General features: G+C 69.4%; 19 protein-coding genes and 1 pseudogene. 12 read left to right on the top strand and 8 right to left on the bottom strand.

What is annotated here, in order from left to right; translation table 11 throughout:
• The first annotated feature begins 551 nt into the window (after positions 1–551).
• The 6 genes from ACFZDL_RS44085 (at position 552) to ACFZDL_RS44060 (ending at position 11,193) form a co-directional block, all read left to right on the top strand.
• Positions 552–3,068 (top strand): Helicase associated domain protein, encoded by a 2,517-nt coding sequence (locus ACFZDL_RS44085; RefSeq protein WP_353597145.1) that lies wholly within the window; start codon positions 552–554, stop codon positions 3,066–3,068.
• A complete protein-coding gene (locus ACFZDL_RS44080) occupies positions 3,068–3,364 on the top strand; it encodes a hypothetical protein (protein WP_353597144.1) in 297 nt (98 codons plus the stop codon). The genes ACFZDL_RS44085 and ACFZDL_RS44080 overlap by 1 nt, the downstream gene beginning before the upstream one ends.
• A 317-nt stretch (positions 3,365–3,681) precedes the next feature.
• Positions 3,682–4,161 (top strand): TnsA-like heteromeric transposase endonuclease subunit, encoded by a 480-nt coding sequence (locus ACFZDL_RS44075; RefSeq protein ID WP_353597143.1) that lies wholly within the window; start codon positions 3,682–3,684, stop codon positions 4,159–4,161.
• A 353-nt stretch (positions 4,162–4,514) separates the two neighbouring features.
• Complete coding sequence (locus ACFZDL_RS44070) at positions 4,515–6,611, top strand: Mu transposase C-terminal domain-containing protein (RefSeq protein ID WP_391194230.1); 2,097 nt, start codon at positions 4,515–4,517, stop codon at positions 6,609–6,611.
• On the top strand, positions 6,605–7,663 hold the full coding sequence (locus ACFZDL_RS44065; protein WP_391194226.1) for a TniB family NTP-binding protein: 1,059 nt from the start codon (positions 6,605–6,607) through the stop codon (positions 7,661–7,663). Before ACFZDL_RS44070 ends, ACFZDL_RS44065 begins: the two co-directional genes overlap by 7 nt.
• 17 nt (positions 7,664–7,680) lie before the next feature.
• Entirely contained in the window at positions 7,681–11,193 is a 3,513-nt protein-coding gene (locus ACFZDL_RS44060) for a helicase associated domain-containing protein (protein ID WP_353597140.1), read from the top strand.
• A gap of 29 nt (positions 11,194–11,222) precedes the next feature.
• Here ACFZDL_RS44060 and ACFZDL_RS44055 read toward each other — a convergent pair whose 3' ends face one another.
• Positions 11,223–12,122: a hypothetical protein gene (locus tag ACFZDL_RS44055; protein WP_353597139.1), complete on the bottom strand. Its 900-nt coding sequence runs from the start codon at positions 12,120–12,122 to the stop codon at positions 11,223–11,225.
• 317 nt (positions 12,123–12,439) lie between these two features.
• Between ACFZDL_RS44055 and ACFZDL_RS44050 the strand changes: the two genes are divergently transcribed.
• Complete coding sequence (locus ACFZDL_RS44050; protein WP_353597138.1) at positions 12,440–12,568, top strand: DUF6233 domain-containing protein; 129 nt, start codon at positions 12,440–12,442, stop codon at positions 12,566–12,568.
• A gap of 38 nt (positions 12,569–12,606) precedes the next feature.
• Positions 12,607–12,855 carry a hypothetical protein gene (locus ACFZDL_RS44045; RefSeq protein WP_353597137.1) on the top strand — a complete coding sequence of 83 codons (249 nt, stop codon included), beginning with the start codon at positions 12,607–12,609 and terminating at the stop codon, positions 12,853–12,855.
• A 181-nt stretch (positions 12,856–13,036) separates the two neighbouring features.
• Here the strand turns inward: ACFZDL_RS44045 and ACFZDL_RS44040 are convergent, their stop codons facing one another.
• Positions 13,037–13,357, bottom strand: coding sequence for a hypothetical protein (locus tag ACFZDL_RS44040; RefSeq protein ID WP_353597136.1), 321 nt, complete (start codon positions 13,355–13,357; stop codon positions 13,037–13,039).
• Between the two features lie 196 nt (positions 13,358–13,553).
• Positions 13,554–14,582 (bottom strand): YaaC family protein, encoded by a 1,029-nt coding sequence (locus tag ACFZDL_RS44035; protein WP_353597135.1) that lies wholly within the window; start codon positions 14,580–14,582, stop codon positions 13,554–13,556.
• A gap of 139 nt (positions 14,583–14,721) precedes the next feature.
• On the opposite strand from ACFZDL_RS44035, the gene ACFZDL_RS44030 reads away from it, so the two are divergent.
• Both ACFZDL_RS44030 and ACFZDL_RS44025 read left to right on the top strand, forming a co-directional pair.
• Positions 14,722–15,402 (top strand): hypothetical protein, encoded by a 681-nt coding sequence (locus tag ACFZDL_RS44030; RefSeq protein ID WP_353597134.1) that lies wholly within the window; start codon positions 14,722–14,724, stop codon positions 15,400–15,402.
• A 270-nt stretch (positions 15,403–15,672) separates the two neighbouring features.
• The gene (locus ACFZDL_RS44025; protein WP_353597133.1) at positions 15,673–16,119 is read left to right on the top strand and encodes a hypothetical protein; all 447 of its coding nucleotides are present in this window, start codon (positions 15,673–15,675) and stop codon (positions 16,117–16,119) included.
• Between the two features lie 304 nt (positions 16,120–16,423).
• Here ACFZDL_RS44025 and ACFZDL_RS44020 read toward each other — a convergent pair whose 3' ends face one another.
• From ACFZDL_RS44020 to ACFZDL_RS44010, 3 genes are all read right to left on the bottom strand, one after another.
• Positions 16,424–17,785 (bottom strand): replication-relaxation family protein, encoded by a 1,362-nt coding sequence (locus ACFZDL_RS44020; RefSeq protein ID WP_353597132.1) that lies wholly within the window; start codon positions 17,783–17,785, stop codon positions 16,424–16,426.
• Between the two features lie 889 nt (positions 17,786–18,674).
• Positions 18,675–21,197, bottom strand: a complete 2,523-nt coding sequence (locus ACFZDL_RS44015; protein WP_353597131.1) for an excinuclease ABC subunit UvrA — start codon at positions 21,195–21,197, stop codon at positions 18,675–18,677.
• 23 nt (positions 21,198–21,220) lie between these two features.
• Positions 21,221–21,754, bottom strand: coding sequence for a pyridoxamine 5'-phosphate oxidase family protein (locus ACFZDL_RS44010; protein ID WP_353597130.1), 534 nt, complete (start codon positions 21,752–21,754; stop codon positions 21,221–21,223).
• A 146-nt stretch (positions 21,755–21,900) separates the two neighbouring features.
• Between ACFZDL_RS44010 and ACFZDL_RS44005 the strand changes: the two are divergent.
• Positions 21,901–22,092: pseudogene (locus ACFZDL_RS44005) on the top strand (transposase); the annotation flags it as partial.
• Here the strand turns inward: ACFZDL_RS44005 and ACFZDL_RS44000 are convergent.
• Together ACFZDL_RS44000 and ACFZDL_RS43995 are read right to left on the bottom strand one after the other, a co-directional pair.
• On the bottom strand, positions 22,062–22,667 hold the full coding sequence (locus tag ACFZDL_RS44000) for a transposase (RefSeq protein ID WP_353597146.1): 606 nt from the start codon (positions 22,665–22,667) through the stop codon (positions 22,062–22,064). The pseudogene ACFZDL_RS44005 and the gene ACFZDL_RS44000 overlap by 31 nt on opposite strands.
• The gene (locus ACFZDL_RS43995; protein ID WP_353597129.1) at positions 22,664–23,203 is read right to left on the bottom strand and encodes a winged helix-turn-helix domain-containing protein; all 540 of its coding nucleotides are present in this window, start codon (positions 23,201–23,203) and stop codon (positions 22,664–22,666) included. The genes ACFZDL_RS44000 and ACFZDL_RS43995 overlap by 4 nt, the downstream gene beginning before the upstream one ends.
• Positions 23,204–23,420: 217 nt before the next feature.
• On the opposite strand from ACFZDL_RS43995, the gene ACFZDL_RS43990 reads away from it, so the two are divergent.
• Complete coding sequence (locus ACFZDL_RS43990) at positions 23,421–24,347, top strand: DUF6615 family protein (protein ID WP_353596576.1); 927 nt, start codon at positions 23,421–23,423, stop codon at positions 24,345–24,347.
• Positions 24,348–24,468: the final 121 nt, after the last annotated feature.

Raw genomic sequence — 24,468 nt, 5'->3', positions numbered from 1 at the left:
AGCGCCAATCAGATCACTGCGTGACCTGACGTCAACCTGCTGGGCTGCGCCCAGCAGGTTGACTCCGCTCCGCTGCGCTCCACGGGCCACGGCCGCGTTGCGGCCAACCAGGCTCACGCCCGGGTCGGGGCCTCCGCTGCGCTCCAGCCCCCAGCCGCGCTACGCGCGGGGCAGCAACAGGTGCAAGGGGGTGCGGGAAGGGGTGGCGGGTAGTCGGGAAAGTGGGAGGCGAACAGAGGGGACACTCGAGGTCGAGTTGACCGGTTGTCAGGCCGCTTTGCCGGGTGGCCATAAGGCGACAGTAGCAGAATTCAGCCACGTTCGAGGGATTTTCTCGGTTCCGAGTGCTTCACTTTGAAGTACGAGATAAGCTCTGGACTCGAGCAACACAATTGCTAAGGAAGTTGGACCAGTTTCCGATCAAGCTTCCGGTTACTGGCCCGAGGCTGTGACCCGGTTCCGGTGAGGTTCACCGTAGTCGATCGCACGCCGCCTACGTGCAGGTTTCCCGTTTCCTGCCCAGCCAAGAGCCCAGGAGAAGGCAGACGGATATGTCGACCACAAGCCGAACCGATCAGCGTGAGGCGGCGCAGCAGGAAGGCGTTGACGCGGTTGTCCGTGCCCTCGAATTGCCTGCAAGATCGCTTGCGCCCGAGAGGGGGCTCCGGGCTCAGGTGATCATGGCGACCGGGTCCGGCAAGACCCGGGTCGCGGCCCGCAGCGCGGAGAAGCTCCGTGCGGGCCGTGTGCTGGTGCTTGTCCCCTCGCTGGATCTGCTCACGCAGACCGAGGCCGCGTGGCGCGAGGCGGGCCGTACGGGCCCGATGATCGGGGTCTCGTCCCTGCGGGGCGAGGACGTGACCTTCCCCAACACCACGGACGTGGAGGAACTGGTCGACTGGGTGCGGCCGTTCGACAAGGTCACCGTGTTCGCCACGTATGCCTCCCTCGGGCTGGGCACGCTGGAGCGCGCGCACAAGGCCGGCCTTCCGGGCTGGGACCTGATCGTGGTCGATGAGGCGCACCGGACGTCGGGTCGGCTGGGCAAGCCGTGGGCGGTCGTCCACGACAACACCCGCATCCCGTCCCTGCGCCGCCTCTACATGACCGCCACGCCCCGCCTGTGGCAGCTGGACGAGGATGTCGAGGGCGCGCCGGGTGAGCTGGTGGCGAGCATGGAAGACGACTCGGACGGGCCGTTCGGCAGCCGGGCGTTCACCCTGACCCTCTCGGAGGCGATCGACCGGGGAATCTGTGCCCCCTACCAGGTGGTGTGCGTGGACATCACCGACACGCAGCTCCAGGCCGCGCAGCTCCTGGGCGCGGAGGGGCGCTCGGACGAGGTCCGCGGGGCCCGGCTCGCCGCTCTCCAGACCGCGCTGCTCAAGGCGGCCTCGGAGGAGGGCTTTAGGCGCACGCTCGTCTTCCACCACGTGGTGAAGGAGGCCGAGGCGTTCGCGGCCGGCCTTCCGGACGTCGCCGCGCAGCTGCACGCCGCCGACCCCGAGCTGTACCCGCGCACGATCTGGGCGGACTGGCTGTGCGGCGACCACAAGCCGGGCCACCGGCGACGGGTCCTCGGAGAGTTCGCGGACGGAATCGCCACGGACGGCACTTTGGTGGAGAAGGGCTTCCTCGGCTCGGTGAAGGTGCTGGGCGAGGGCGTCGACACCAAGAACTGCGACTCCGTGTACTGGGCGGATGTGCGCGGCTCGATGCCCGACCTCGTCCAGGCCATCGGCCGCGCGCTGCGGATGCAGCCGGGCGAGGGCAAGGTCGCCTCGCTCGTGGTGCCAGTCCTGCTCGAGCCGGGCGAGACCGCGGACAACATGCTCACCAGCCGGGCTTTCGGCGGGTTGGCGAAGCTGCTGGAGGCGCTCAGGGCGCACGACGCCCGCGTGGTGGAGACTCTGGCGCAGCAGCAGGCGCCAAGCCGTGTCAGGGGCGTTCAGAGCCGCAGCGGGGGCCAGGAAGGCCGAGGTGAGGGGGAAGGGTCCGGGCCGTCGACTCCGGCCCGGCAGCTGCTGAAGTTCTCCACCCCGCGTGACCCCGCGCAGCTGGCGGCGTTCATCAACCTGCGGGTCCTCAACCCCGAGCACGAGCACTGGCGGCGCGGCATCGAGGCCTCCGTCATCTACAACCGGCTGCACGGCAACCTCAAGGTGCCCTTCACCTACCGCGTGCCCGGCGGCGACGACCAGGGGGCCGAAGCCGAGGGGTGGCCGGCCTCGCTCGCCGGGTTCCCCCTGGGGCAGTGGATCGCCGACAACCGGCGCTTCTACGCCCGCGGCGCCATGGAGGAGGACCGCATCGAGCAGCTGGAGAAGCTGGGCATGATCTGGAGCCACTTCGACGTCGCGTGGGAGGAAGGTCTCGCGGCGGCGCGCGGGTGGGCCGAGGAGCACGGGCACCTGCTGGCGCCGCTGGACGCCACCTACCAGGGCTACAAGGTGGGCATCTGGCTGAAGAACGCCAGGGCCGCCGCCCGGAAGGCGGCCGAAATCGAGCAGCGGCGTGCCCAGGGGCTGCCCGTGGAGTCGTCGGCCGGGGCACTGTCGGAGGAGCGGCGCGAGCAGCTGGAGGACATCGACCCGTCCTGGTGCCCGGCCTGGCCGGTCGAGTGGCAGCGCGCCTTCCACCTCACCCGCATGCACCTGGAGGCCGGCGCCGAACTGCCGACCGAGCCCGGCACCGTCGTGCACCAGGGCGAGGACCTCGGCCGGTGGGTGCGCTCAGTCCGGCTCGGCTGGGGCAACCTCACCACCGTCCAGCAGTGGATGTGCGAGCAGGTCCTCGGGATCGAGCCCGCGGCCGAGGACGAGAAGCCCCAGCCGCGCCGTACGCAGGCCGACAAGTGGGCGTTGAACTATGAGGCCGCCAAGCAGTTCTACGAGCGCGAGGGGCACCTTCGGGTGCCGAGGAAGCACATCGAACGGATCGTCGGCGAGGACCAGGAGGAGCGGGAGCTCCGGCTCGGGGCGTGGATCGGGAATCAGCGCAGCAGGGCCGCGACGCTATCCCCGGAGCGGGTGGAGCTGCTGTCCGCGATCGGGATGCGGTGGTCGTGATGGGCATCGTCGTCATCGCAGTGGTCGCGCTCGCGGCCGGCTATCTGCTTGGGCGGCTGCGCCCGTGGCAGCGGCTGGGCGATTGGGCGGCCGATCAGGTGCGCTTCACCGGGGCGTGGCTGCGGGGCGGTGCCGGGCGGCAGGCCGTCGTCGTCCTGGCCCACTCCGTCACCGCACCGCGCACCAACTGGCGCATCATGCGCGCCCCGGTCAGCGACACGAAGACGCCGACGCCCGTGCGCGATCCGGACTGGGTCGCCCACCGCACCCGGACAGACAAGGAAGGCACCGCGTGAGCAGCGAACAGCACGAACCCGGGCCAGGGACGGCCGGCTGAGGCCACCGGAGGCACTCCCCCGACACCCCTGCTCACGGGGTGAAGCTCTGGGGAGGCAAGCCGGGCCGAGGGCGGTGGTGGGCAAGACCGGCTAGCCGACCAGATGACAGCGCGATGGGCTGAGAAAGCGTTCGATTTGCTGAGGCTGTCGGGACGGACGCGACCGGATGACCGTAGCGGCGGCGCAGGGCCGCGCTGAGCAGGGCTTGGATGGGAATGAGGGAGCAGGCCGCCGCGTGGCCATTACCTGATGGGATGCTCATCGGTTGAAGGTGCATGTGGCGGCAAGGCTCCTCAACTCACCCGGCGGTCGCTGATCCCTGTGGATACAGCGCCCGGTTCCTGGATCCATGCGGTGGTGAACGGCGGATGCCATGGGGTGAGGCAGCTCGCGTCGTGTGCCTGGAGGACTGCGGTCCGGTACGTCCGTTTCCCCTGCGATCTGGCCGCCGTTTCGCGCCGGGCTGGTGGTGGTCGGCTACCACCGGGCGGCTGGTGCACTACGGGTCGGGTGTCATGCGCACCCAGGCGATGCTGCTGGACCGTGATGCTTCGGTCATGGCGATGACATGCCGCCCTGTAGAGCTGTCCTGGCGGGAAGTTGAGGGGACGATGATGTCGCATGCGCCGCATCTGATGGCACGGTTCGGGGACGGCGGTGGTCTGCTGCTCGACTGTGCCGGGCGCGGAGAGATCTCTCCCGGGCTTGCACACCGTGCTGAGGGCATGGCAGCGGCGGCACGTGCGGTGGGATGACAGTACAGGGTCGCCTCGCCTCCCGAACCGGTTGTCGCTGCCAACCTGAGTTGGCTGTCGGGATACCGGCACCCTCGCTACCAGGACACCACGCTCATGGAAGAGGCGGTGCGGGCCTTTGCCCGTCCTCGGCCGCTGATCGAAGGGGCACGTGCCCTCGGGGACACCATGAGGGTTCTCCCGGTCCTCTTCCACGCCCTATGGGCCGGAGCACTGTCAGCCCCACTGAATGATCCCTTGCATGAACGGGCGAGCGTGACAGCAGGGCCGGGCGAGTGGGCGTCTGCGTGACAGCGGCAGTACTCGAGGTGGGGAGCCAGGTGCGGTTCGAGGACCGCACCTGGACGGTGGTGATGCTCGAAGGGGGCCGTGTACGGCTGGTCAGCTCGGACAACTCCACGGCAACGGTGCTGGTGAACTATCTGTTCGCTGCTCCTGACTTCGAACTCGTAGGAACACCCCGTCCCCGGGTGCCTCCGTTCGGGCTCCTGGAGGAACTGCCTGTGCAGGCGCGCGAGCGGGCTGAGGCCTGGGAGCGGCACGTGCGGGAGGTGGAGACCGGCCTTCCGGTGCCGGGGCAGGGCGGTGTGCCGCGGGCAGGGTTCGATCCGGCGCAGCGGACTGTGGCTCAGCGGGAGGAGGCCAAGGCGGCGGAGTTGACTGCGGCGGGGCAGCCGACGAGTGCGGTGACCGTGCGGCGGATGCGGGCCCGTTACCGCGAGAAGGGGCTGTGGGGGCTGGTCGACCAGCGCACGGCGCGTAGGCGTTCTGTGGTGGGACGGGCCGATGAGCGGGTGGTCGCTGCGATCACTCAGGTGCTGCAGGCGCAGCGGGACCGTTCCAGTGGCTCGCTGAGCCGGTTGCGGCGCATGGTCGGGTGGGTTCTGGAGGAGGCCCATGGTCCCGGCGCGGTGGAGGTGCCGCCGGTGACGACGTTCAACCGGCTGGTGCACGCACTCGCCGACGGCCATGGTCTGCTGGGGTCGGCGGCGCAGCAGCGGCGGCGCACGTCGCGGCCGGCCCCTCCCTTCACTCCGACCGTTGCGCTGCGGCCGGGTGAGCTGGTGATGCTGGACAGTACACCGCTGGATGTGCTGGTGGTGCTCGCCGACGGGGTGACGGGGTCGGTCGAGTGGTCGATCGCGTTGGACGTGGCAACGCGCAGTGTCTGTGCCGCGGTAGTGCGTCCGGTGGGCACAAGATCGGTGGATGCGGCGGTGCTGCTGGCGCAGATGGTCGCGCCCATGCGGATGCGCCCGGGGTGGGAGACGGCGCTGGCGATGTCCCGGTCGGTCATCCCCTATGAGCGGCTGGTGTCGTTGGATGCGCGGCTGGAAGGGGCGGCGGCCCGGCCGGTGATCATGCCGGAGACGGTGGTAGTCGACCAAGGTGCGGTGTTTGTCTCCCGTTCCTTCATTGCCGCGTGCGAGAGCCTGGGGGTGTCCGTTCAGCCGGCGCCGCCGGCCAACGGCCCGGCCAAGGGCCATGTCGAGCGGACGTTCCGCACCATCGGGGACCGGTTCTCCCAGTACGTGGCCGGCTACAGCGGCTCGGATGTCACCCGGCGCGGAACGTGCGTGGAGGACGAGGCGTGCTGGACGCTTGCGCAGGTGCAGGACCTGCTGGATGAGTGGCTCGTCACCGACTGGCAGCACCGCCCGCACGCGTCGCTGCGCCATCCGCTGGCACCGAAGCTCGCCCTGTCGCCGAACGAGATGTGGGGCGCGCTCGTGCAAGTCACCGGCTATGTCCCGGTGCCGCTGAGCGCGGACGACTACATCGAGCTCATGCCCGTCAAGCGGGTGGCCATCAACGACTACGGTATCCGCTTCGACTACCGCACCTACGACCACAAGGTCCTCAATCCGCACCGCGGGGACCGGTCGGGCGCGCCGGACGGCAGATGGGAGGTGCACCACAACCCCTACGACCCCAATCAGATCTGGGTGCGGCTGCCCACCGGGTGGGAAGAGGTGCCGTGGATCCACCGCGGCTGTGTCAGCCTGCCCTTCACCGACTTCACCTGGCAGCACGTCCGTGCCGCAGTCGAGCGCCGCGGCGACCGCGTCGAGCACGAGCGGCAGCTCGCCCAGGCCCTGGACCGCCTCCTGCGGCGTGCGAGCAATGGTGCCGGGACTCGCCGCGAGCAGACGGTGGCGGCGCGCGCCAGTGCCGCAGCGTCCCTGGCCCGACCAGCCGTGCCGCATGCGGTCCCGGACCCCGTGGCGGCTCCGACCCTCTCCTATGGCCTGGTGGGCGCCTTCACGCCGCTGGAAGAAGAGGATCAGCAAGGGGAGACAGGGTTCGAGGACGGCTGGGACGAGGACGACGACCTGCCCGGCCCCGCTGACGCCGATGAGCTTGCCGGAGACGAACGGCCGGACTCCCCCGCTCACGTTCCGCGCCCGTCCCGGATCTATGACGCCTACCAGGAAGCAGCACAGTGGTGACAGACGCCCCTGCCGACAGCACCCTTCACGACGGAGCGAGGGCCGCGGCGTACGCGCCGCCGACCACACGGGACGGCTGGCACCAGTTCGTCGCCACTGGCCCGCTGCAGCCCCATCCGATCGCGGATGAGGACTGGTCTCTGGAGGAACGGCTGGACTACCACTCCCGGTTCGTGGTGCTGACCACCCCGGCGATGGAGCGCATCTCTCTGTCGCTGCGGCGCCTGATGCTCCTCAATGGCCGCCAGCAGGGCACCGCACGTCGCGGCCTGATCGTCTCCGGACCGCCCACCACCGGCAAGACCACCACCCTGCTGGAAATGGGCCGCACCTTCGAACTCGCCGAGCAGCGCCGCCACCCCGGCCGTACGGACCGCCTGCCCGTGGTCTTCCTGGCCGTGCCGCCGGTCTCCACACCCAAGATGCTGGTCAGCGAATTCGCCCGGTGCCTCGGCATCTCCATCGCGGCCCGCATGAACCAGGCACAGATCACCGACGCCGTCTGCCACCTGCTGTGCCTTCTGGAGACGAAGCTGGTCCTCGTGGACGACGTCCACCTGCTCGACACCCGCACCCGGTCCGGCGCGGAGACCTCCGACCAGATGAAACACCTCGGCGAGCGCATCCCCGCCACCTTCGTCTACGCCGGCGTCGACGTCGAAGCCTCTCCCCTGCTGACCGGGCCGCGCGGCGCCCAGCTCGCCGGCCGCTTCACCCTGATCCGCAACACCGCGCTGCCCTGCGCCACCGACGAGCAACGCCAGATCTGGCGCGCTCTGGTCACCGACATGGAACAAGCCCTGCGCCTGCGCCACCACACCCCGCACACTCTGGCGCGGCACGCCGACTACCTCCACCAGCGCACCGGCAGCGTCATGGGCAGTCTCTCCCACCTCATCCGTGAAGCCGCCCTGACCGCCCTCCTCGACGGCAGCGAGAAGATCACCAAGAAGCTCCTGGCCGGCATCCAGCTCGACATCCGCGCGGAACAGCAAGCCCGCCCGCCCCGAAAACGCCTCCCGCGCCCGCGCCCCCACCACGCTGGATCCTGACGGAGGTCGGAGCAGCCGTGACGCAGGCCACCAGCGGGCGGCAGGCGCAGCCGCCACAGTGCGAGCGGCCCGAACTCTCCCGGCACAGATTGGCTTTGGGCGCGGTGCGGGTAGCGCCGCTGCACGGCGAGACGACGCTGTCCTACATGGGCCGAGTCGCCTCCCGCTACCGGCTCACGGCCAAAGAACTCATCGGCGCACTCGTGGACGTGGGACGGCGTCCCAACCTCTTCACCGTGCGGCCCGACGGCGAAGTCGTCTTCAACACCGAGGCCCGGACGGTGGTCGCCGCCTTCTGCCGCATGCCCGAAGAACACTTGCGCCGTGCCCTACCGGCCTGGGACCGGGAGGTTCCCTCAAGCAGGCTGGGGAGCGGGCCGGCCGCCTGGGTCCGCACCTCCGGCACGATCCCGCCGGCCGGCCCCGGATGCCAGGCCTGCACCGCGAGGGCCACACAGGGCCGGGAAGAAGCACGCCGCTACCTCCTGCCGCACGCACGGGTCTGCGTCAAGCACCAGTGCTGGATGCTGGAAGCCCCCGTCGTCGACGGGGCGACGGCCGGCCCCGGGCAACTGGACGTGCGGTGCGTGCCGCAGATCGCAGCGGCCCAGCGTCGTCATGTACGGCTGCTGCGGCGCAGCCCGCACGCCGGCGAAGCGTTCGCTGTGGCGCAGGCGGTCACGGCTTCGTGGTGGGACGAGGGCTGGCCGGAAGAGACCCTCTGGCCCGACCGGCTGCGGTCGATGGCCTCGGGTGACGGCCTGGTGTGGCGTGGAGCGGCGCGGGATGCGGTGCCCTACCCGGAAGCCGTCACGCTGGCGGTGGCCCTGGCCGACGCGCGGGTGCAGCAGCAGCTGCTCGACGAGGCGGGCCGGCATCAACCGCACTCGCTCGCCGATGTCCCCCGCCTCGTCGGCGAACTGGCCCGGCGTCTTGAGCGGCCGTGGATCGCCGACCGCCTCGCTGCGGTCACGACAGGGCCGCTGAACGCCTGGGTGCGCGCCTGCGTCCGCAGCCAAGCCGGGCACAAGCCGAAGACGCAGAGCATGTGGCGCATCTCCCCGCCCCACCGGCCCACCCCGGTTTCCCAGCTCCTGGCAGAAAGCAGTGACCGGGGCGAGACACCCGCACAGCCCGAGCGGGTGTCGCTCCCGGACAGCGCCGAAGACGCGGCCCGGGGGTTCGCGCGTGGGTTGCGCCATGCTCGTGCCTACGCCGCCGAGCACGGCCACCTGTGCGCGCCCAACACCGTGCGGACGGAAGGCTTCGCCGTCGGCCTATGGCTCGCCAACCAGCGCGCCGCAGGACCCGAACTCGCTCCCGAACGCGCCGCAGCCCTCACCGCCCTCGACCCGTGGTGGAACCCGCCCTGGAACCTGTGGTGGCAGCGCATCTACCACCGCGCCAAGGCACTGGTGCAGGCCGGGCAGCCGCTCACGCCCGAACACGGATTCCCCGGAACCACGGAGAACCTCGGCACCTGGCTCTACGAGCAGTGCACCAGCTACAGCAGTCTCCACCCCGGACAACAGCGGCTCCTCGCGGAACTCGGCATCACGCAGGAACGGGCACGTGGCGCAGCGCCCAGGCGCCGGGATCTCAAAGCAGCCCGGCGCACCGCCCTGGACCACGCCCGCGCCTACGCCGGCGAGCACGGCCACCTGTGCGCTCCCACCTCCGCACGCCAGGACGGCTTCGCCATCGGCAAATGGCTACACAGCCAGCGGGTACGCGCCCGACGCGGCCAGCTCGACCCCGCACTCAACCAGGCACTGACCGACATCGACTCCTCGTGGAGCCCGCCCTGGCCCACCGACTGGCAGCGCGAGCACCACATCGCACACGCCGCCGTCACGGCCGGCATCCTCCTCGACCCCGAAGCCGGGTTCCGGAACTTCGATGACCGCACGGGGCAGTGGCTGTACGCCCAGTGCGTCAACTACCGCCTTCTCCAGCCCGGCCAGCAGCGCCTCCTGGCCCGCCTCGGTCTCACCGAACCCCTCGCGGGCACCGCCGTGCCCAACCCGGCCACCCAGCACCCGGTCATGGAGACCGGCCTGTGCTACGCCCGCACCTGGGCAGCCGAACACGGAAGCCTGGATCTTCCCCGCACCGCTCAGCACGGCGGCTTCCCCCTCGGCCGCTGGCTCATCCGACAACGCCACCAGGCCAACCTCCACCAGGAACGCTTCGATGCCCCCTGGCCGCACGAAGAGGGCCTCGCCCGCATCGACCCGTACTGGAACCCGCACTGGGGCATGAAATGGCACCGCCGCTACCAGGCCGCCCGTACACAACTCACCCCCGGGCAAAACCTCGCCCCCGAGGAGGGCTTCCCCGGCACACCAGACTGGACCGGACAGTGGCTGTACAGCCAGTGCGCCGTCTACGACGACCTCCACCCCCGCCAGCAGCAGCTGCTCGCCGGTCTCGGCCTCACCGCCGAAGGCGCCCGCACCGCCCTACCCCGCCGCAAAACCCAAGCCGCATCCTTCGCCGCCGGCCTCGCCCACGCCCGCGCCTGGGCCCAGCAACACGGCGACCTCACGATCACCTCAGACACCAGTCACAGCGGATACCCACTCGGCCGTTGGCTCGCCCACCAGCGCAAACGCGCCTCCCGCGGACGGCTACCGGACGACCGCGTCAAAGCACTGGAAGCCATCGACGCTCGTTGGAACCCGGCGGGAGGACCGCGCTGGCAACAGGCCTACCTCACCGCCCGCACCCACACCACCGGCCGCTCCCTGGCCACCGTGGCCGACCTCGACGCGCTCCCAGCCGACACAGCGAAATGGCTGTTCACCCAGTGCTCCAGCTACAACCACCTCCACCCCGAGCAGCAACAGCAGCTCGCCGAGATCGGCCTCACCAGCGAACACGCCCGCGCTCTGGCACCGCCACCGAAACCTCCGCAACCAGCGCGTCCAGCCCGCCCGCGGCTGAAGAACCCGCCCTCCGCCTTCGCGGCCGGCCTGCCCTACGCCCAAGCCTGGGCCGCCCAGCACGGCAACCTCACCTCAGCCGACTACCGCACCGAACACGACGGCTTCCCCCTGGGATGGTGGCTGTACAAACAACGCCGAGCCGCCCACGCCCACGTGAAACGAACCGGGAACCCCTGGCTCCACGATCCACAGCTCACCGCGCTCGACCCGTGGTGGAACCCGCCCTGGCGAGCCACCTGGAACCACAGCTGGCACCAAGCCCACACCCACCACAAAACCGGCATGCCCTTCCCCAACCAGACCACCAAATGGATCCGCACCCAACAACGCACCTGGAACCAGCTCCACCCCCACCGGCAACACCTGATGACCACCATCGGCATCCACGGACCCACACCCCTACACCGCTACAACAGCCACCCAGCGAACCTGACCAACCACCCGACCAAACTGATCAACACCCACAAAACCCACCCAGAACAGGAAATCTGCAGCTCACAAGCCCGCCCAGTCGACACCCGCAAGCAACACCAAACACCCCGCCAGCACACACCACACCACCGGACCCAACCAGCCAACTGATCAGCCCAGCTCAGCCCTCCGGCCACCGATCAGAACCAACGAACCACGACATCAGGTGATGGGAGTTCCGTCATGGACAGTGAACGCTCCGTGTTCAGAAGTTGTCCCCCGAAGCTGTGTTGGAAAAGCGAGAGGTCCGTTTCCTTGCTCAGCGGGAGCCACCCCTCAGGCATTGGGGTGCTCGCCAGCGACGGGGGCTCTGCCCCGACAGGAGCGAAGAACACCTCGGCAGTCTCTTCCCACACTGTCGACTTCAAGGCGACCCGCTCGTCGAAGACCTCCTGCCGGAGCTGCAGAAGACCAGCCTCGCGTAGGGATCGGATGTAGTTCAGGAGCTCAATCGTGCCGACCATGGCCCAGGCGACAAGTGGCACAGCCGCACGAAACCGGTCGAGCAGCCCGAAGGCATCGCCTTCCTGTCGCCGGTCCGGATCGTGGTGCACCACATCGCCATAAATCCAAGCCATGGCCAGCCTGTGGGCATCGAGATCGTGGTCCTCACCTGTGGCAGTGTCAGCGACCATGACCCTGTAACCGGCTTCTTCGCACGTTGAGGGGTTCACCCGTGTCCGCCATTCAGCACGCGCAGCCCGTATCCACTCCATGTCTTGCGGCGATGTTCGACAGATGTAGCCCAGTGCTGCCAGCGCCTTCATATGGAAGCAGTCCTCCTTCTCCAGAAGGATCGGTCTGAGCCGCGCCGCAGCGGACTCGACCACCTCCTCGGGCGGCAGCTCATACCGGATCCGCACTTCGCCGTTGTCGAAGAGGACCTTGATCTTCATTTGGGTCAACGCCACAAGAGCATGCCAGTCAGCCGCGAGCGAGTGCTCCTCCACGCGGCGGGCCCTCACCACGTACGCCTCCAGCCAGCGTTGGTGCTTCTCATCAATGCTCTCTGGCTGACCTCGTCCCACGTTTCCTCCCACATCAAAATCTTGTACAGCATGACGCGGCATTCCATACGCATCCACCCAATTCGCCTGGCTGAGCTGCGTGCGTCAAGGAGGTCGCGTCGCCGCCACCGACAACGCGGGCTTGCCAACGGTGACCTTGGGCTTGCTCGCGCCGCGCGTGGTGGTCCAGCAGGCGATGGCGGCCCTCGCTCAGATCGACGGCTGGATCGCGGTGGAAGTGCGGCGCGAGGCAGAACGGCGACGGGGTGAGGAGATACAGCCACCTCCTCCTGAGTGGCTGATCCAGCCCGGGCTCGACCGTCGAACGTCGACGCCGGGCACACCGATGAGTGCTGGGCAGTACCAGAAGCGGTCAGTGCCGTCCGGCCACCCGGCAGCAAGCGTTGGAGGCGCTGCGCCAGCAGGTGCCAGCGTGCGTCCACTGCCGACCGGACACGGCCCTGGGCATCCTCGAGTAGCCCAGGTAGGTCCGGCCTCGGTTGAGGTCGCCCGTAGCGTGCCGCGGCAACCGCTCACTGGTGCGGCACAGGAGTGCGCGGAAGAAGAGAGTGAGCACAGTCCGGGCGCGATCTCGGCCGCGCAGTTCGTCGTGGCCGAACCGGAAGACTTCGTAGCCCTGGAGCTTCAGGTCTCGATCAACGGCCATGGTCGCGGCGTACTTCGCGCTGTCGGGTTCGGCTCCACCATTGCGTGTGTAGTGCTGTATGCCGTCGACTTCCAGCACCACGCGGCGGTTGCCCGGTAGCAGCATGAGGAAGTCCATCCGCAGGTTCTGCAGGGCACGTGCGCCGCGTTCGCGAACGGTCTTGGGGTCTCAGTGCACCCAAATAGGCACTTACTGCCCGCCTCGTATCAGGCTACTGAGCCCGCGTCTTCCAGGGTGCAGTGGCAGGAACAGGCACTCAAGGACACCGTCAGTGGTTGGTTCAGGAATATCGGTCGGGGAGATAGACGAGGAGCTCGCTGATGGCTTCGTTGATGTTAGGAAGCCTGCTGGCGACCTCGTGGACCACGGGACTGGAAACGCTGACCCACCAGACCTCAACCTTGCGCTGCGTAAAGCTGGTGGGGTGGGCGGACACGTTCAGAAACCCGACAGGGAGCCCGCGGTCGTCTGGAGTGTTCTTGATGCCGTCATCCCAGTACACGTCGAAGTGACCGCTCCTGTCTGCCCGCTCGTGGAGGGAGAGTTTACGAAGCTCCAACGCTTGCCTGAGGCGTGGCTCTATACCGTCTAAATAGCCCATCCTGGCTCCCGTCAATGGCGATAGTACGGGCGCAGCCGATCCGTGCCCGACGACCGCGGCACCAAGCCTATTTCCCACCCCCTTGCACCAGCGGGCACCTTCACAGGATTCACCCGGTCGCCCGACGGCGCTGAACTCGTGGGTGTGGCGGCTGCGCCACTCGACCCACCGCGGGTCGTCCAGGATGGCCCCTGGATCAGATGCTCACCTCGGTGATGGTGTCCGCGATCAGGACGGGCAGGTGGGTGATGGCGAGTTCCAGGAGCCGTTCGATCGAGACGGCGTGCTGGCTGTTGTCGACGCTGATGTTGGTCACCCAGCTCGCGGGTTCGTAGCGGGCGAGCATCGACAGGGCGTACAGGACGGCCCACCAGGCCATCAGAGGGTGCAGCTCGCGGGACATCGGAGTGAGGACGGGCAGGAAGTACCGCTGGCCCGCGTAGGGGCGCGTCATGGTCAGCAGGTACTCGAGGCGCTCGGCTGCGGTTGCCGAGCCCTGGGGCATCTCCCAGTTGACCACCAGTTCGCCGCCGCCGTGGTCGTAGCGGGTGTACTCGGGTGTCGCCTCGGCTCCGAGGTTGAAGGCACGGGTGGTCACGTAGCTCTCGTGCCGGGCGACGGCGGGGTACGCGGTGAGGAAGTCGGCCAGCGCCTCGCGAGTGCCGGCGTCGATGACCCGGTCGGGGATGTCACACACGGGGATGCTCAGCAAGGGATGGTCCTGGTGGTGGATGCTGCTCGCGGCCGCGAAAAGCGGGGTGGGCCGCTCCCGCCCGCCGAGCGGGTAGCCAAGGTTCAGCGGCAGCAGGTCCCACACGTCTTCCAGGCGCACCGCGTCCTTCTCCCACACCGGTGAGTCGAGCACCTCGCTGACCCGGACGAAGCTGCCGTGGGTGCCGGACGGGTCGGTGCGGATCTCGATGTCGGGGAAAGACTTGTCGAACCCGGAAGCCTTGATCCCGTGGGTGACGAGTCGCCAGTCCTCACCCTTGAGGGTCACCGCGGCGGCCGCGATGGCTCGGCCGGCCTGGCTGAGGCCGTAGAAGACCTGCAAGGGGCGCGTCGCGGGACCCACGACAGCGGCAGCTCGGAACATCTGCTCGGTCTGCTCCAGGGCCGCCGCATAGGTCTTGCGGCGGGAGCCGGTCCCGGCCCTGCCCGGTGGATTCCAGCGGCTGGCCCGCAGCCGCTCCCACGCCTCATCGGCGTCCACATCAATGTACATGGCCCGGGACGCTACCCGGCGCCAGGCAGCCCGCGCGGGTGAATTTCTCCCTCGCGTACGCGGGCGCGGATCTAAGCGAATAAGCCAACTTGCCCATATTTAAGGCTCTTGACATAGACTCAGGTGTTCTGTCACGGTCATGTTCGCCCGTTCCGGGTGGGCCGCGAAGCGCCTGCGCGTACCCGCCGCCGCCTTCCGGTGGGCGCGGCACACTGGTCTCGTCCTGGCCCCGGACGTGTCCTCCTGGCAGTGGTCGCGGGCCGCCGTGGAGGCGATGGACGCGGACGCGATCCGGGCCTCGCTCCCCCACGAGCCGATCGCCGCCGCCGCGGCCGGGGACCGGATCGCCCAAGCACTGGGCACACCGAACGTGCCCGGCGAGCCGCCGGTCGTGAGTGCCTTCGCGGTGCGCCGGCTCATCGCCTGCGGGCTGCTGGCCAACCTGACGACGAACCCGGAGGCCGTGCTGATCAACCCCGACCAGGTGACGGAGGTCTGCGCGATCGAGGACCTGGCGCAGCGCCTTGCCGACGAGGCGCCGCTCGGGCCAGACCAGGCCGTCGCCCGGCTGGGCGTGAGGAGGGTCGATTTCGACTACATGCGGGACCTGTTGTGGGTGCGGCCGACGGAGCGGCGTGAGGTGCGCTTCGGCACGTCTCGGGCCGGGGCCGTGATGGTCCCGTTGTTCCGGACGGCTGACGTCGATGTGGTGGTCGACGCGCACCCCGAGGTCGACTGGGAGCAGTTGCGCAGCGTCGGGAAAGGCCGGCGCTCCCCGCTCGCCGCCCTGGTGAAAGCGAAGGAGGCCGCCGCGGCGTGAGCGAGCGCTTCCCGTGTGGGTGATCACAGTCGCGGGGTCGGGTCAGGCGTGAGCCCGGTTCGCGCGGCCGGGCTCGCACCATGCGACGGCGTGGCGGCCGGGACCTGGTGACCGCCTCGATCGCCCCCCAGGCCGCCTGGGCGGGCAGGCAACGGGACCGCTAAGCCTTCGTAGCTGAGACCGGGGCCATTTTGACGAGGCGGCCCCGACATCCTCGTCGGGGGTATGTGCTCGTTGCTCAGGTGAGCCGCACCGGCGCATGCTGGTGGTATGTCGCGTGGACCGGGGCGGATTCAGCGGGCAGTGCTCGACATCCTGCGCGGGGAGCCAGGGGGCCGCAGCGAACTGGACGGCGCCCCTCTGTTCGCCTCGGTGACCACGCTGGCGCGTCGCGTCTATGCGGTGAACGAGCCCACCGATGCGCAGCGAGCCTCCGTACGTCGTGCCTTGCGGCGCCTGGAGGCCGGCGGTCTGGTCGATGTACGGCGGCTGGGAGTCGGGCGCAACTACTGGCAGCGGCGGGCGCACCCGCGGCGTGCCGTCCCGCGCTACGAGCAGCGGCTGGCGGCGTGCAGCGGGGAAGGCTGCGAGGGATGCGCGGCCGGCGATCGGGCCTCGACCTACTTCACCGCCGACGTGGTCGCCATGTTCGTCGACTACTTCGGCACGCTCCCGGAGGCCGACCGGCAGCTATGGCGGGCCACCGCACGGGGATGACACCTGTACTCCGTGCCGATGCCCCGGCCGGCCGAGGACTATCGGACCTACCCGATCGAGGTCACCGAGCTGTGCGCGCGCCGCGCACTGAGCGCGGGCGAACGGGAACGAGCCGAACAGCAGTTGCGTGACTTCGTGGCGCCACACGTGGCTGCCATCCGGGTACTCGGTCCCGACCGGACGTTACGTTCAACCGGACAAAAGAGCAGACTGGCTGAGTCCTTCCTCTCGGCACCACAGGCGGCGCGGGCAGGCCCAGGGCTGTCCTGGTCCTGCCCGCGCCGCCGGACGAGGCGTACCCGGGTCAGGGACGGAAGAGCGCGCGCCAGCCGCCAGCCTTCGGCGTGGGCTCGTCCTCCTGCTGCTCCTGTTCCTGGCGCTCGCGTTCGGCCTGTTCCGCCTGCCGCTCCGCTTCGAGCGCCCTCGCCTTGCAGTCGTCGCACAGGTGCGGGTGGCTGTCCCCGCGGCCCCAGTCGACCGTGATGATGGCCTTCCACCGGTCGTCGGTGAACTTGGTCCCGCAGTCCGCGCACACCGGGCGCTGAGCCTCGCGTTCGGCTGCTTCCTTCGCGAGACGGCGCCGCGCGTCTTCGGCGCGGCGGGCGAGGGCGGCGTCCCGGCGGGGGTTGCCGATCGCGTCCCAGAGGTTCTGGTCGTCGTCGCGGCCGAAGCGCCGGAACGCGGGCCCGGCCGGGCCGTGCTCGCGCAGCAGTTCCAGCGTGGTCGCCACGATCGGCACCTTCCCGTTGTAGAGATGGAAGCCGTCGGCCCTCTGGCCCTGCCAGTGCTCGCGGGTGAGTTCGGCGACCCGCTCCATCTGCGTCAGCACGGTCCGCTTGCCGACCTGGTGGAAGACGGGCAGGACCGGCGGGTGCGTCGCGTCACCCCACTGGGGATCGGGAGCGGACCAGCGGGTGCGCCACATCGGCTTGTCCTGGCCGTCAGTGTCCTTCACCTTCCGGTGGAAGTGGCGCATGTACTTGTCGAACTTGGCCGCGATGATCGGGGCTTCCTCGGTGCAGTTGTCGGCCTCGATGAACAACAGCGGCAGGCCGGCCTCTGGGGCGGTGAGGACGATGTCGGCCCAGGCACATACCACGCCGGGGTTCTTCCACGTGCCGGTCGCCGGGAGGGCGACCTCGGTGGCGTAGGAGGTGATGCTGCCGATCCCGTCGGGCGCGTCGACACAGGCCTGGGCGGCCGCGATGGCTTCGGCCGGCTCACCGGCCACCAGGTGAAGGTCGGGCTTCGGGCGGATCATCGCGATAACCGTCTCGTTGACCGTCATCGCGTGCGAGGCACCAGAGCGGCCCGCGCTCTTGGGCATGCCGCCCATCTCCTCCGGCCCCCGGTCCAACTCGAGTCCGGCGGCGGCCAGCCCGTCCTTGGTGAGCAGGCGTACCTCCTCCCCGCCTCGGGTGCGGCCGCCGTCGACGGACAGGCCATGCCTGCGCAGATCGTTGAGTGCGCCGCGGTGGAAGGCGGTGCGCGCCTCCTTCCGCTTGGCCGCCGTGTCCTTGGTGGTGTGCCGGTACGTCAGGTGCGGTGAGGACAGGCGCTGGATCTGGTCCGCCGTCGCTGCCTTGAGCACCCCGAGCACGCGCAGCGCATCGGCGCGGTGCCCGGTCGACGATCCCGCCTCGTTCGTCTTGCGCTTGCCCGCCATCAGCCCCGCCCTCCCGTCGTCCGCGTCCGGCCACCGGCCGGACGCCGGACCCGCCCGGCCGCAGAGGGCACCAAATGCGCCCTGATCCCGGTGATCGCCTCCACCACTGACACCCCACCCCCACCTATTTCCCAGGGCTTGGTCAGTGAGAGGAGGAGAGAAGAGGGTTGTGACGGCGCGCTCCAGCACTGAAAAGCCGTGGTGGCCTGGGGAAATGCGGTCAGCTCTCGTGCCGGGCACGGAAGTGGGTACGGCAGTGGGATCGCAAGCGCCGGCGGCAGGAGACTGCGGCGGCTTGTCCAGCCGACCATCCCTCCCGGCGCGGGGCCCGCGGCTCGCCGGTCAGCGGCGCGGTCAGGGTACGGCGGGCGCCTGTGTTCGGTCATCATCCCGGGTCTCTCCCTTGCGTCTGGCCTCCTCCACCGGCCCTGTGACGGCCGGTGGCGCACCCGCGCGAGGGGAGAAGCCGCCCCGATGGCTCGGTGGCCGCTGCATGCCCCTCCTGCGGGCGGGCGGCGGCCATCGTGAACACCCACCCCTTGTCCGCGACCTGATGGCGGCCGGTAGCGAAGTTGGTCCAGGAGAAACGCCCGCTCCTGGCGGCCCACGCCGAATCGGACAAGGGGTCCGTGGTCGGGCCGACCAGAGTCGACAAGGGGGCCCGCTTCGACCCCTATAGCACCAGTTGTGACGTTGATCGGTAGTTGGCGGATTTGATCGGTAGTTGGCGAGCCGTGGTCTGGCGACTGTGAGTTGTGGTCGTGTACGGAGATAAGCGGCGGCTCGGGCTTGCCCCGGTCCCGGTGCAAGCCATGCGTGGCCCGTGGCGAACGGACAGCCGCCGCGGACCACGCATGCGACCCTGCCGGTCGCGCCGGCACGCCGTACGTCAGCGCCGTGCGTCCTCCGAGGCGTCCAGGAGTGGCAGGCCGGCCGCGTACCGGCGCAGGTATCCCGCGGTGGGAGTGTCCGCGCCGGCGACGGTGTCGGGGGTGCCCTGCGCAACCACTGCGCCTCCGTTGGGGCCGGCTCCCGGTCCGAGGTCGATCACCCAGTCCGCGGACGCGGCGACGGGGATGTCGTGTTCGGCCACGACGACGGTGTTGCCGGAGTCGAGCAGCATGTCGAGCGCGTCGACGACCCGCTGGATGTCGGACGGGTGCAGGCCTGAGACGGGTTCATCGAGGATGACGAGGCCGGCCTTGCGGCTCGCCGCGCCGCGCTGGATCGCGGACGCGAGTTTGAGACGCTGGGCCTCGCCGCCGGACAGCTCGGTGGCGCTCTGGCCGAGTCGGAGGTAGCCGAGCCCGACCCGGTTGAGCGCAGTGAGAATCTCCGCGAGCTGCCGGGGTTCGGTGAAGACCTCCCCGGCCTCGGCGACGGTCAGGTCCAGCACCTGGTCGACGGACAGCCCCCGGTAGGTGACCTCCAGGGCCTCGGGTCCGTAGCGCCGGCCGTCGCACGTGTCGCACACCACCCACATGTCGGGGAGGAAGTGCATGTCGACGAGCCTGCGGCCGTAGCCGGTGCAGGTCTCGCAGCGGCCACCGGTGGTGTTGAAGCTGAACCAGGAGGCGTCGACGCCGCGCGCGCGTGCCGTATCGGTGGCGGCGAACAGTTTGCGGACGATGTCGAACGCCTTGCTGTACGTGGCCGGGTTGGATCGCGGCGTGCGCCCGAGGGGTTCCTGGTCGACCACGGCGACCCAGCCGAATCCGTCGAGTCCGGTCACCTCGCGCACGGTGTCGGCGGCCGTGCCTTTGAGGGCGGCCGCCGCGCCCGCGGCGAGTGCGCCCAGGACGCTGCTCTTGCCGCTGCCGCTGACCCCGGTCAGGCAGGTGAGCCGCCCGGCAGGGAGGCGCAGCAGCTCCGCGGCCGTGTTGTGGGCGCGCAGGCCGTGCAGTTCCACCCAGTCGGCGTCATCGCGGACCGGGCGGGGGGTACGGCGCAGCCGCGGCCCGTTGCCGGCCAGGTAGCGGCCAGTGGCCGAGGTGGGGTTGGCGGCGGCCAGGGCGGGTGAGCCAGAGACCAGGACCTCGCCGCCGAGGCGGCCCGCGCCGGGGCCCATATCGACGATCCAGTCGGCGCGGGCGATCAGTTCGGGGTCGTGTTCGACGAGGAGGACGGTGTTGCCGGCTTCGCGCAACTCCAGGGCGATGCCAAGGAGGTGATTCTTGTCCGCCGGGTGCAGCCCGGCGCCGGGTTCGTCCAGGACGAAGATGACGTCGCTCAGCTCGGTGCCGAGCTGAGCGACGAGCCGGGTGCGCTGCAACTCACCGCCGGACAGTGTGGCGGCGCTGCGGGACAGCTGCAGGTGGGCCAGGCCGAGCCGGTCCAGGAGGCGGATCCGGCGTCCGAGGTCTTGCAGCAGGGGCTCGCCGACGGTGCGCTGCCGGGTGTCGAGGGAGTCGGCGACGTGCCCGGCCCAGCGGCGGACCTCGCGTACATCCACGTCCAGTAGCTCGGGGTAGGTCAGGCCGCCGAGACGTACGGACCGGGCGACTCGATCGAATCCGCTGCCGTGGCAGGTGCCGCAGGGCTGCTTGCGCATGTACGGGAGGTAGCGCTGCTTGGCGTCGGCCGTCTGGGCGTTGACGAACACCCGTTCCACCTCGGCGAGCGCGCCGCGCAGCGGTTGGCTGGAGGTGTAGGTCATACGAGCTGTCTCGTTCTTGTTCGGGATGTCGATGGTGGCCTCGACCGTCTCCTTGCCGGTGCCGTACAGGACCTGGTGTTGGAAAGCTGCGGGCAGCGACTGCCAGGGGCGGTCGAGGTCCACGCCGCGTTTGGCGGCGAGTGCGGGGACGAACATGTGCTCTCCGGACCGCCATTTGGCGTACCAGGGGGAGGCGCCTTCGAAGAGGGGGAGGTCCGGGCGGGTGATGACGAGGTCTTCCTGGGCCTGCCAGCGTCCGCCGACGCCGTGGCAGTCCGGGCAGCTGCCTTCGGGGGTGTGGCGGTCGAAGTGCGCAGTGGTCAGGGCGCCGGCGTCCGCGGCCGGGTCCGTGTCCGTGTCCGGGCCGATCCGCGGGAGGCGCGAGTAGAGCAGTCCGAGGTGCCCATCGATCCCGGTGATGGTGGCGATCGTGGAGCGGGGGTTGCGGTTCAGGCGGCGCTGGTCGACTGCGAGTGTGGCGCTGAGGCCGAGGATGCGGTCGACCTTGGGGCGGTTGCGCTGGGTGATGTACTGGCGTACGAACGGCGAAAGGCCCTCCAGATACCGCAGTTGGGCCTCGCTGTGCAGGGTGTCGATGGCGAGTGAGGTCTTGCCGCTGCCGCTGACGCCGGTGAAGGCGACGAGGCGGCCTTTGGGGATGCTGACGGACACGTCGCGCAGGTTGTTGGTGCGGGCGCCCACGACGTCGATGGTGTCGCGCGTCTTGCCGGCCCCGGCAGCGTGTGGGGCCGGCATGCGCGTGTCTGGTACGGGCGGGGTCACGCCTCGTCCGCCTTCCCGCCGAGCTTGGCGAGGTCGGGGGCGAACACGGCCATCCACTGCGGGTGCAGTCGGTAGAAGACCACGTCGTTGTCCCAGTCGAAGGCGTCGTCGCCATAGAAGTCCCGGAGGTGCGCGAGCAGGTCCGGCCAGTCGGCGGCCGGCTCGCCGTCTCGGGGGTTGAGGACCTCCGCGGTGCCGTGTGTGAACACGCCCAGGTCCTCCCCGCGCATGTGCGCGGCGCTGACGGCGGGCCGGGCGGCGAGGTGCCGTGCCTTGGCGGCGCCGCGCGCGGTGCCGAAGTGCCATTTGCCGTGCAAGAAGTGCCCGTCCACGCCGCTGACCCGCGGCTCGCCCTTTGCCGTCACGGTGGACAGCGCAAGCGTGCACATGCCAGTGAGCACACCGGTGAGCTGCTCGGCGGTGAGCGTGCGCTCGCTGCTGATGATCGACCGCAGGTGCGCCGTGGAGCGGGCGAGCGAGGCGTCGAGGAGGGCTTGGAGCCGGTGGAGATCGTCGGGTGTCTCACGCATGAGGGTCCTTGTCTGTCCGTCGTCCCGGCCCGCGCCACCACGACACCGACCGGCGCCCCCACTGTCTCCACAAAACTCGACATCTTCTGTCGTATTTCTTGCGGTGTCCTCTGCACCCTGCCATCGGGGTGTGGGCAGGCGTACGGCTGCGGACACCGCCCTGCGCCGCGCCCGCGGCTGGGCGGTGCTGGATTGTTCCCGACGGGTTGTGGGAGACCGCCAAGCTGTTGATCCCGCCGTCGAAGGTGCGGCCACAGGGCGGCGGGACGCAGGACACGCCTGATGAGACGCTGTTCGCGGCGATCATCTACGTGCTGGTCAGTGGCTGTGCCTGGCGGGGACCGTCTGGCGCCCGGACTCGCCAACTACTGAATTGCTGCCGTGATGTCGTCAGGGTGAGGCCGGTTTCGGCGAGGCATCCATCGATGAGGTTGCTGCGGTACTGGATCGCGCGGAGACCGTGCCGAAGTGCACGCATGAGGTGGTCGGGGTCGGTGAAGGCGGTGTTGGCCTGGCTACTGCGCCGCACCAGTGACCAGATGGCCTCGACGGGGTTGAGATCCGGCGCATAGGCCGGCAGGAAGTAGCAGGTGATCCAGTCGTGGGTGTCGATGAACTTCCTCAGCCGGCGGTCTCTGTGGACGTTCAGGTTGTCCCACACGAGCACGATCGGCGCGCCGAGCTGCTGGTGGGCGGTGATGAGCAGGTCGCGGTAGTCGGTCCAGGTGAAACTGCGTCTGCCGCCCCGCTTGTGGTCGGCGTGCCGTTTGGGCCGGTAGATCAGGCGGGAGCGTTCGCCCTGCTTGTAGCAGGCCAAAGCGGCGATGGAGATGCGCCGCTGGGAACGTCCGCGGACCCGGATGACGGGTGTGTGCCCGCGCCGGGACCAGGTGCGGGTGGTGGGCGGCGTCATCGAGAAGCCGGCCTCGTCTTCGAAGCAGAGCCAGGCCCCGAGCGCCGCCACGGCGTTTCCACCTGAGGCCAGGTCTCCTTCACCCAGCCGGTGACGGCTTCCTCGTTGCGCTCCACCGCGCGGCGGGCCGGGACCTGGTGACTGAAGCCATGCCGGTGCAGCATCTGCGCGATGGCCGACAGTGTCATGCTCTTGTGGAACCGGCGCCCGATCAGCGTCTTGATCCGCGCCAGCGTCCAGGTCTGGTCCGGCCAGCCGTGCGCTACCGGTCCCCTGGCCAGCTCCTGCTCGAGCACCACAAACAGGGCCTCACTCAGCTTGGGCGTGGACGCCGGCCCCTTCGACTCCAGGGCTGCCGTTCCGCCGTGCTCCCATGCCTGGTGCCACCGCTGTACCGACCGCACACTGACACGTAACCGCTTGGCGACCGCGGCATTGTCGCGTCCCAGAGCGAATAATTCGGCGGCCTGCATCCGGATGTGCTCGCGAAACGCCCGCCGCTCCGCGGTCAGCCCGCCCCCTTGTGGATACCTCATGTAACCGGCCTACCGCGACAACCACCGTTTGTCAGCCCGCGACATCACGCCAGCAAGGTCAGTAACGGCGGCGCCGGGGATTGCTGGACCCGCACACCCTCAGAAATGTGCGGGGGCCGAGCGCGCCGTCCAACTCACGCAACGCCCCGTGCTGATCGCTCCAACATGGAAGAGTGCCACTATGGCGATAGAAAGTCTCCGAGCCCTGTGCACGGCCATGGACACGGCAGCGATAGAGACCTGGGGACGCATCGAGTTCGGGCGTCTTCCCGGGCGCAGGTTCGACGAGACGGCTGTCACGGACAACCTGCTCTTTACGCTCCAGAACCAAGTCCCTGGGTTGCTGACTTACCAAAGCAACCAGGTGCAAGAGCGGAATTCGGGCGCTGACTGGGAGTGGTGGATTGGAGACGACCAGGCGGGGTGGATCTGCCTTCGCATCCAGGCCAAGCGCGTCTACGAGGACAACACCTACCGGATGCTGAAGCACCGTGGAGCAGGCGAAGACGCGTTCCAGTACGACACGTTGATCAAGGGATGTAACCCTGATCAGGCCCGCTACGCGTTTCACGTCTTTTATAACGGCTGGCCCGAGGGCACTTTCGAGGAAGGAACGTACTGGGCGCCGCCGGCCCAGTGGAACGCCTGCCCAGGGCTGAGTTCGTACAAGGACTGCAAGCACGCCGAGCCTCGCCACTACGGCTGCGCCATCATCTCTACCCTGGACGTCAAGAAGCTCAGCGACATCGCCGCACCCGCCGCTGCCAGATTCCGCGTACAGAGGTACCTGTCAGCGGCCGTCCCCTGGTCGTACGCCTTTGGGTTCCCGCCCTGGGACTCCAAGCGAGGGGAGGAGCGCTGGCACCCCAGGTTGGACCGCGGTGACTGGGTCGACCGTGTCCACGGCACGCTTGATGTGCTCACCCGGCGAGGTGGCGCCCGCGGGGCACGGGACGCCTCGGGGCACCTCGGAGAGATCCCGGTCGATCGAGACCAGCGGACCTTCGAGCTACCGCCGTACGTCGAGGCGATGCGCAGGAGCACCCCGGGTCGCTTTGAGCCGGCTTCTGAGGACGAGGCGCCTGCCGCGCCTCAGACGGTGATCATTGAGCGGAAGCCGAAGCGGGCACGGAAGCGGAAGTAAGAGCGCTGCCGCTGAAGCCACCGGAGCTCCGCTTTGCGAGGGCCGGCCAAACCCTCGGAAACGTCCCGCAGCTGACGCGTCCGGCTGCTTTCAACGACCTGGTTCGCGCTGGTGCACCTAA

This window comes from Streptomyces sp. NPDC007917 (genome assembly GCF_042959105.1).
In the GTDB taxonomy this organism is placed as follows: Bacteria; Actinomycetota; Actinomycetes; order Streptomycetales; family Streptomycetaceae; genus Streptomyces.
The sequence above is the reverse complement of the archived record's forward strand: the minus strand, read 5'-3'. Positions and strand labels throughout refer to the sequence as shown.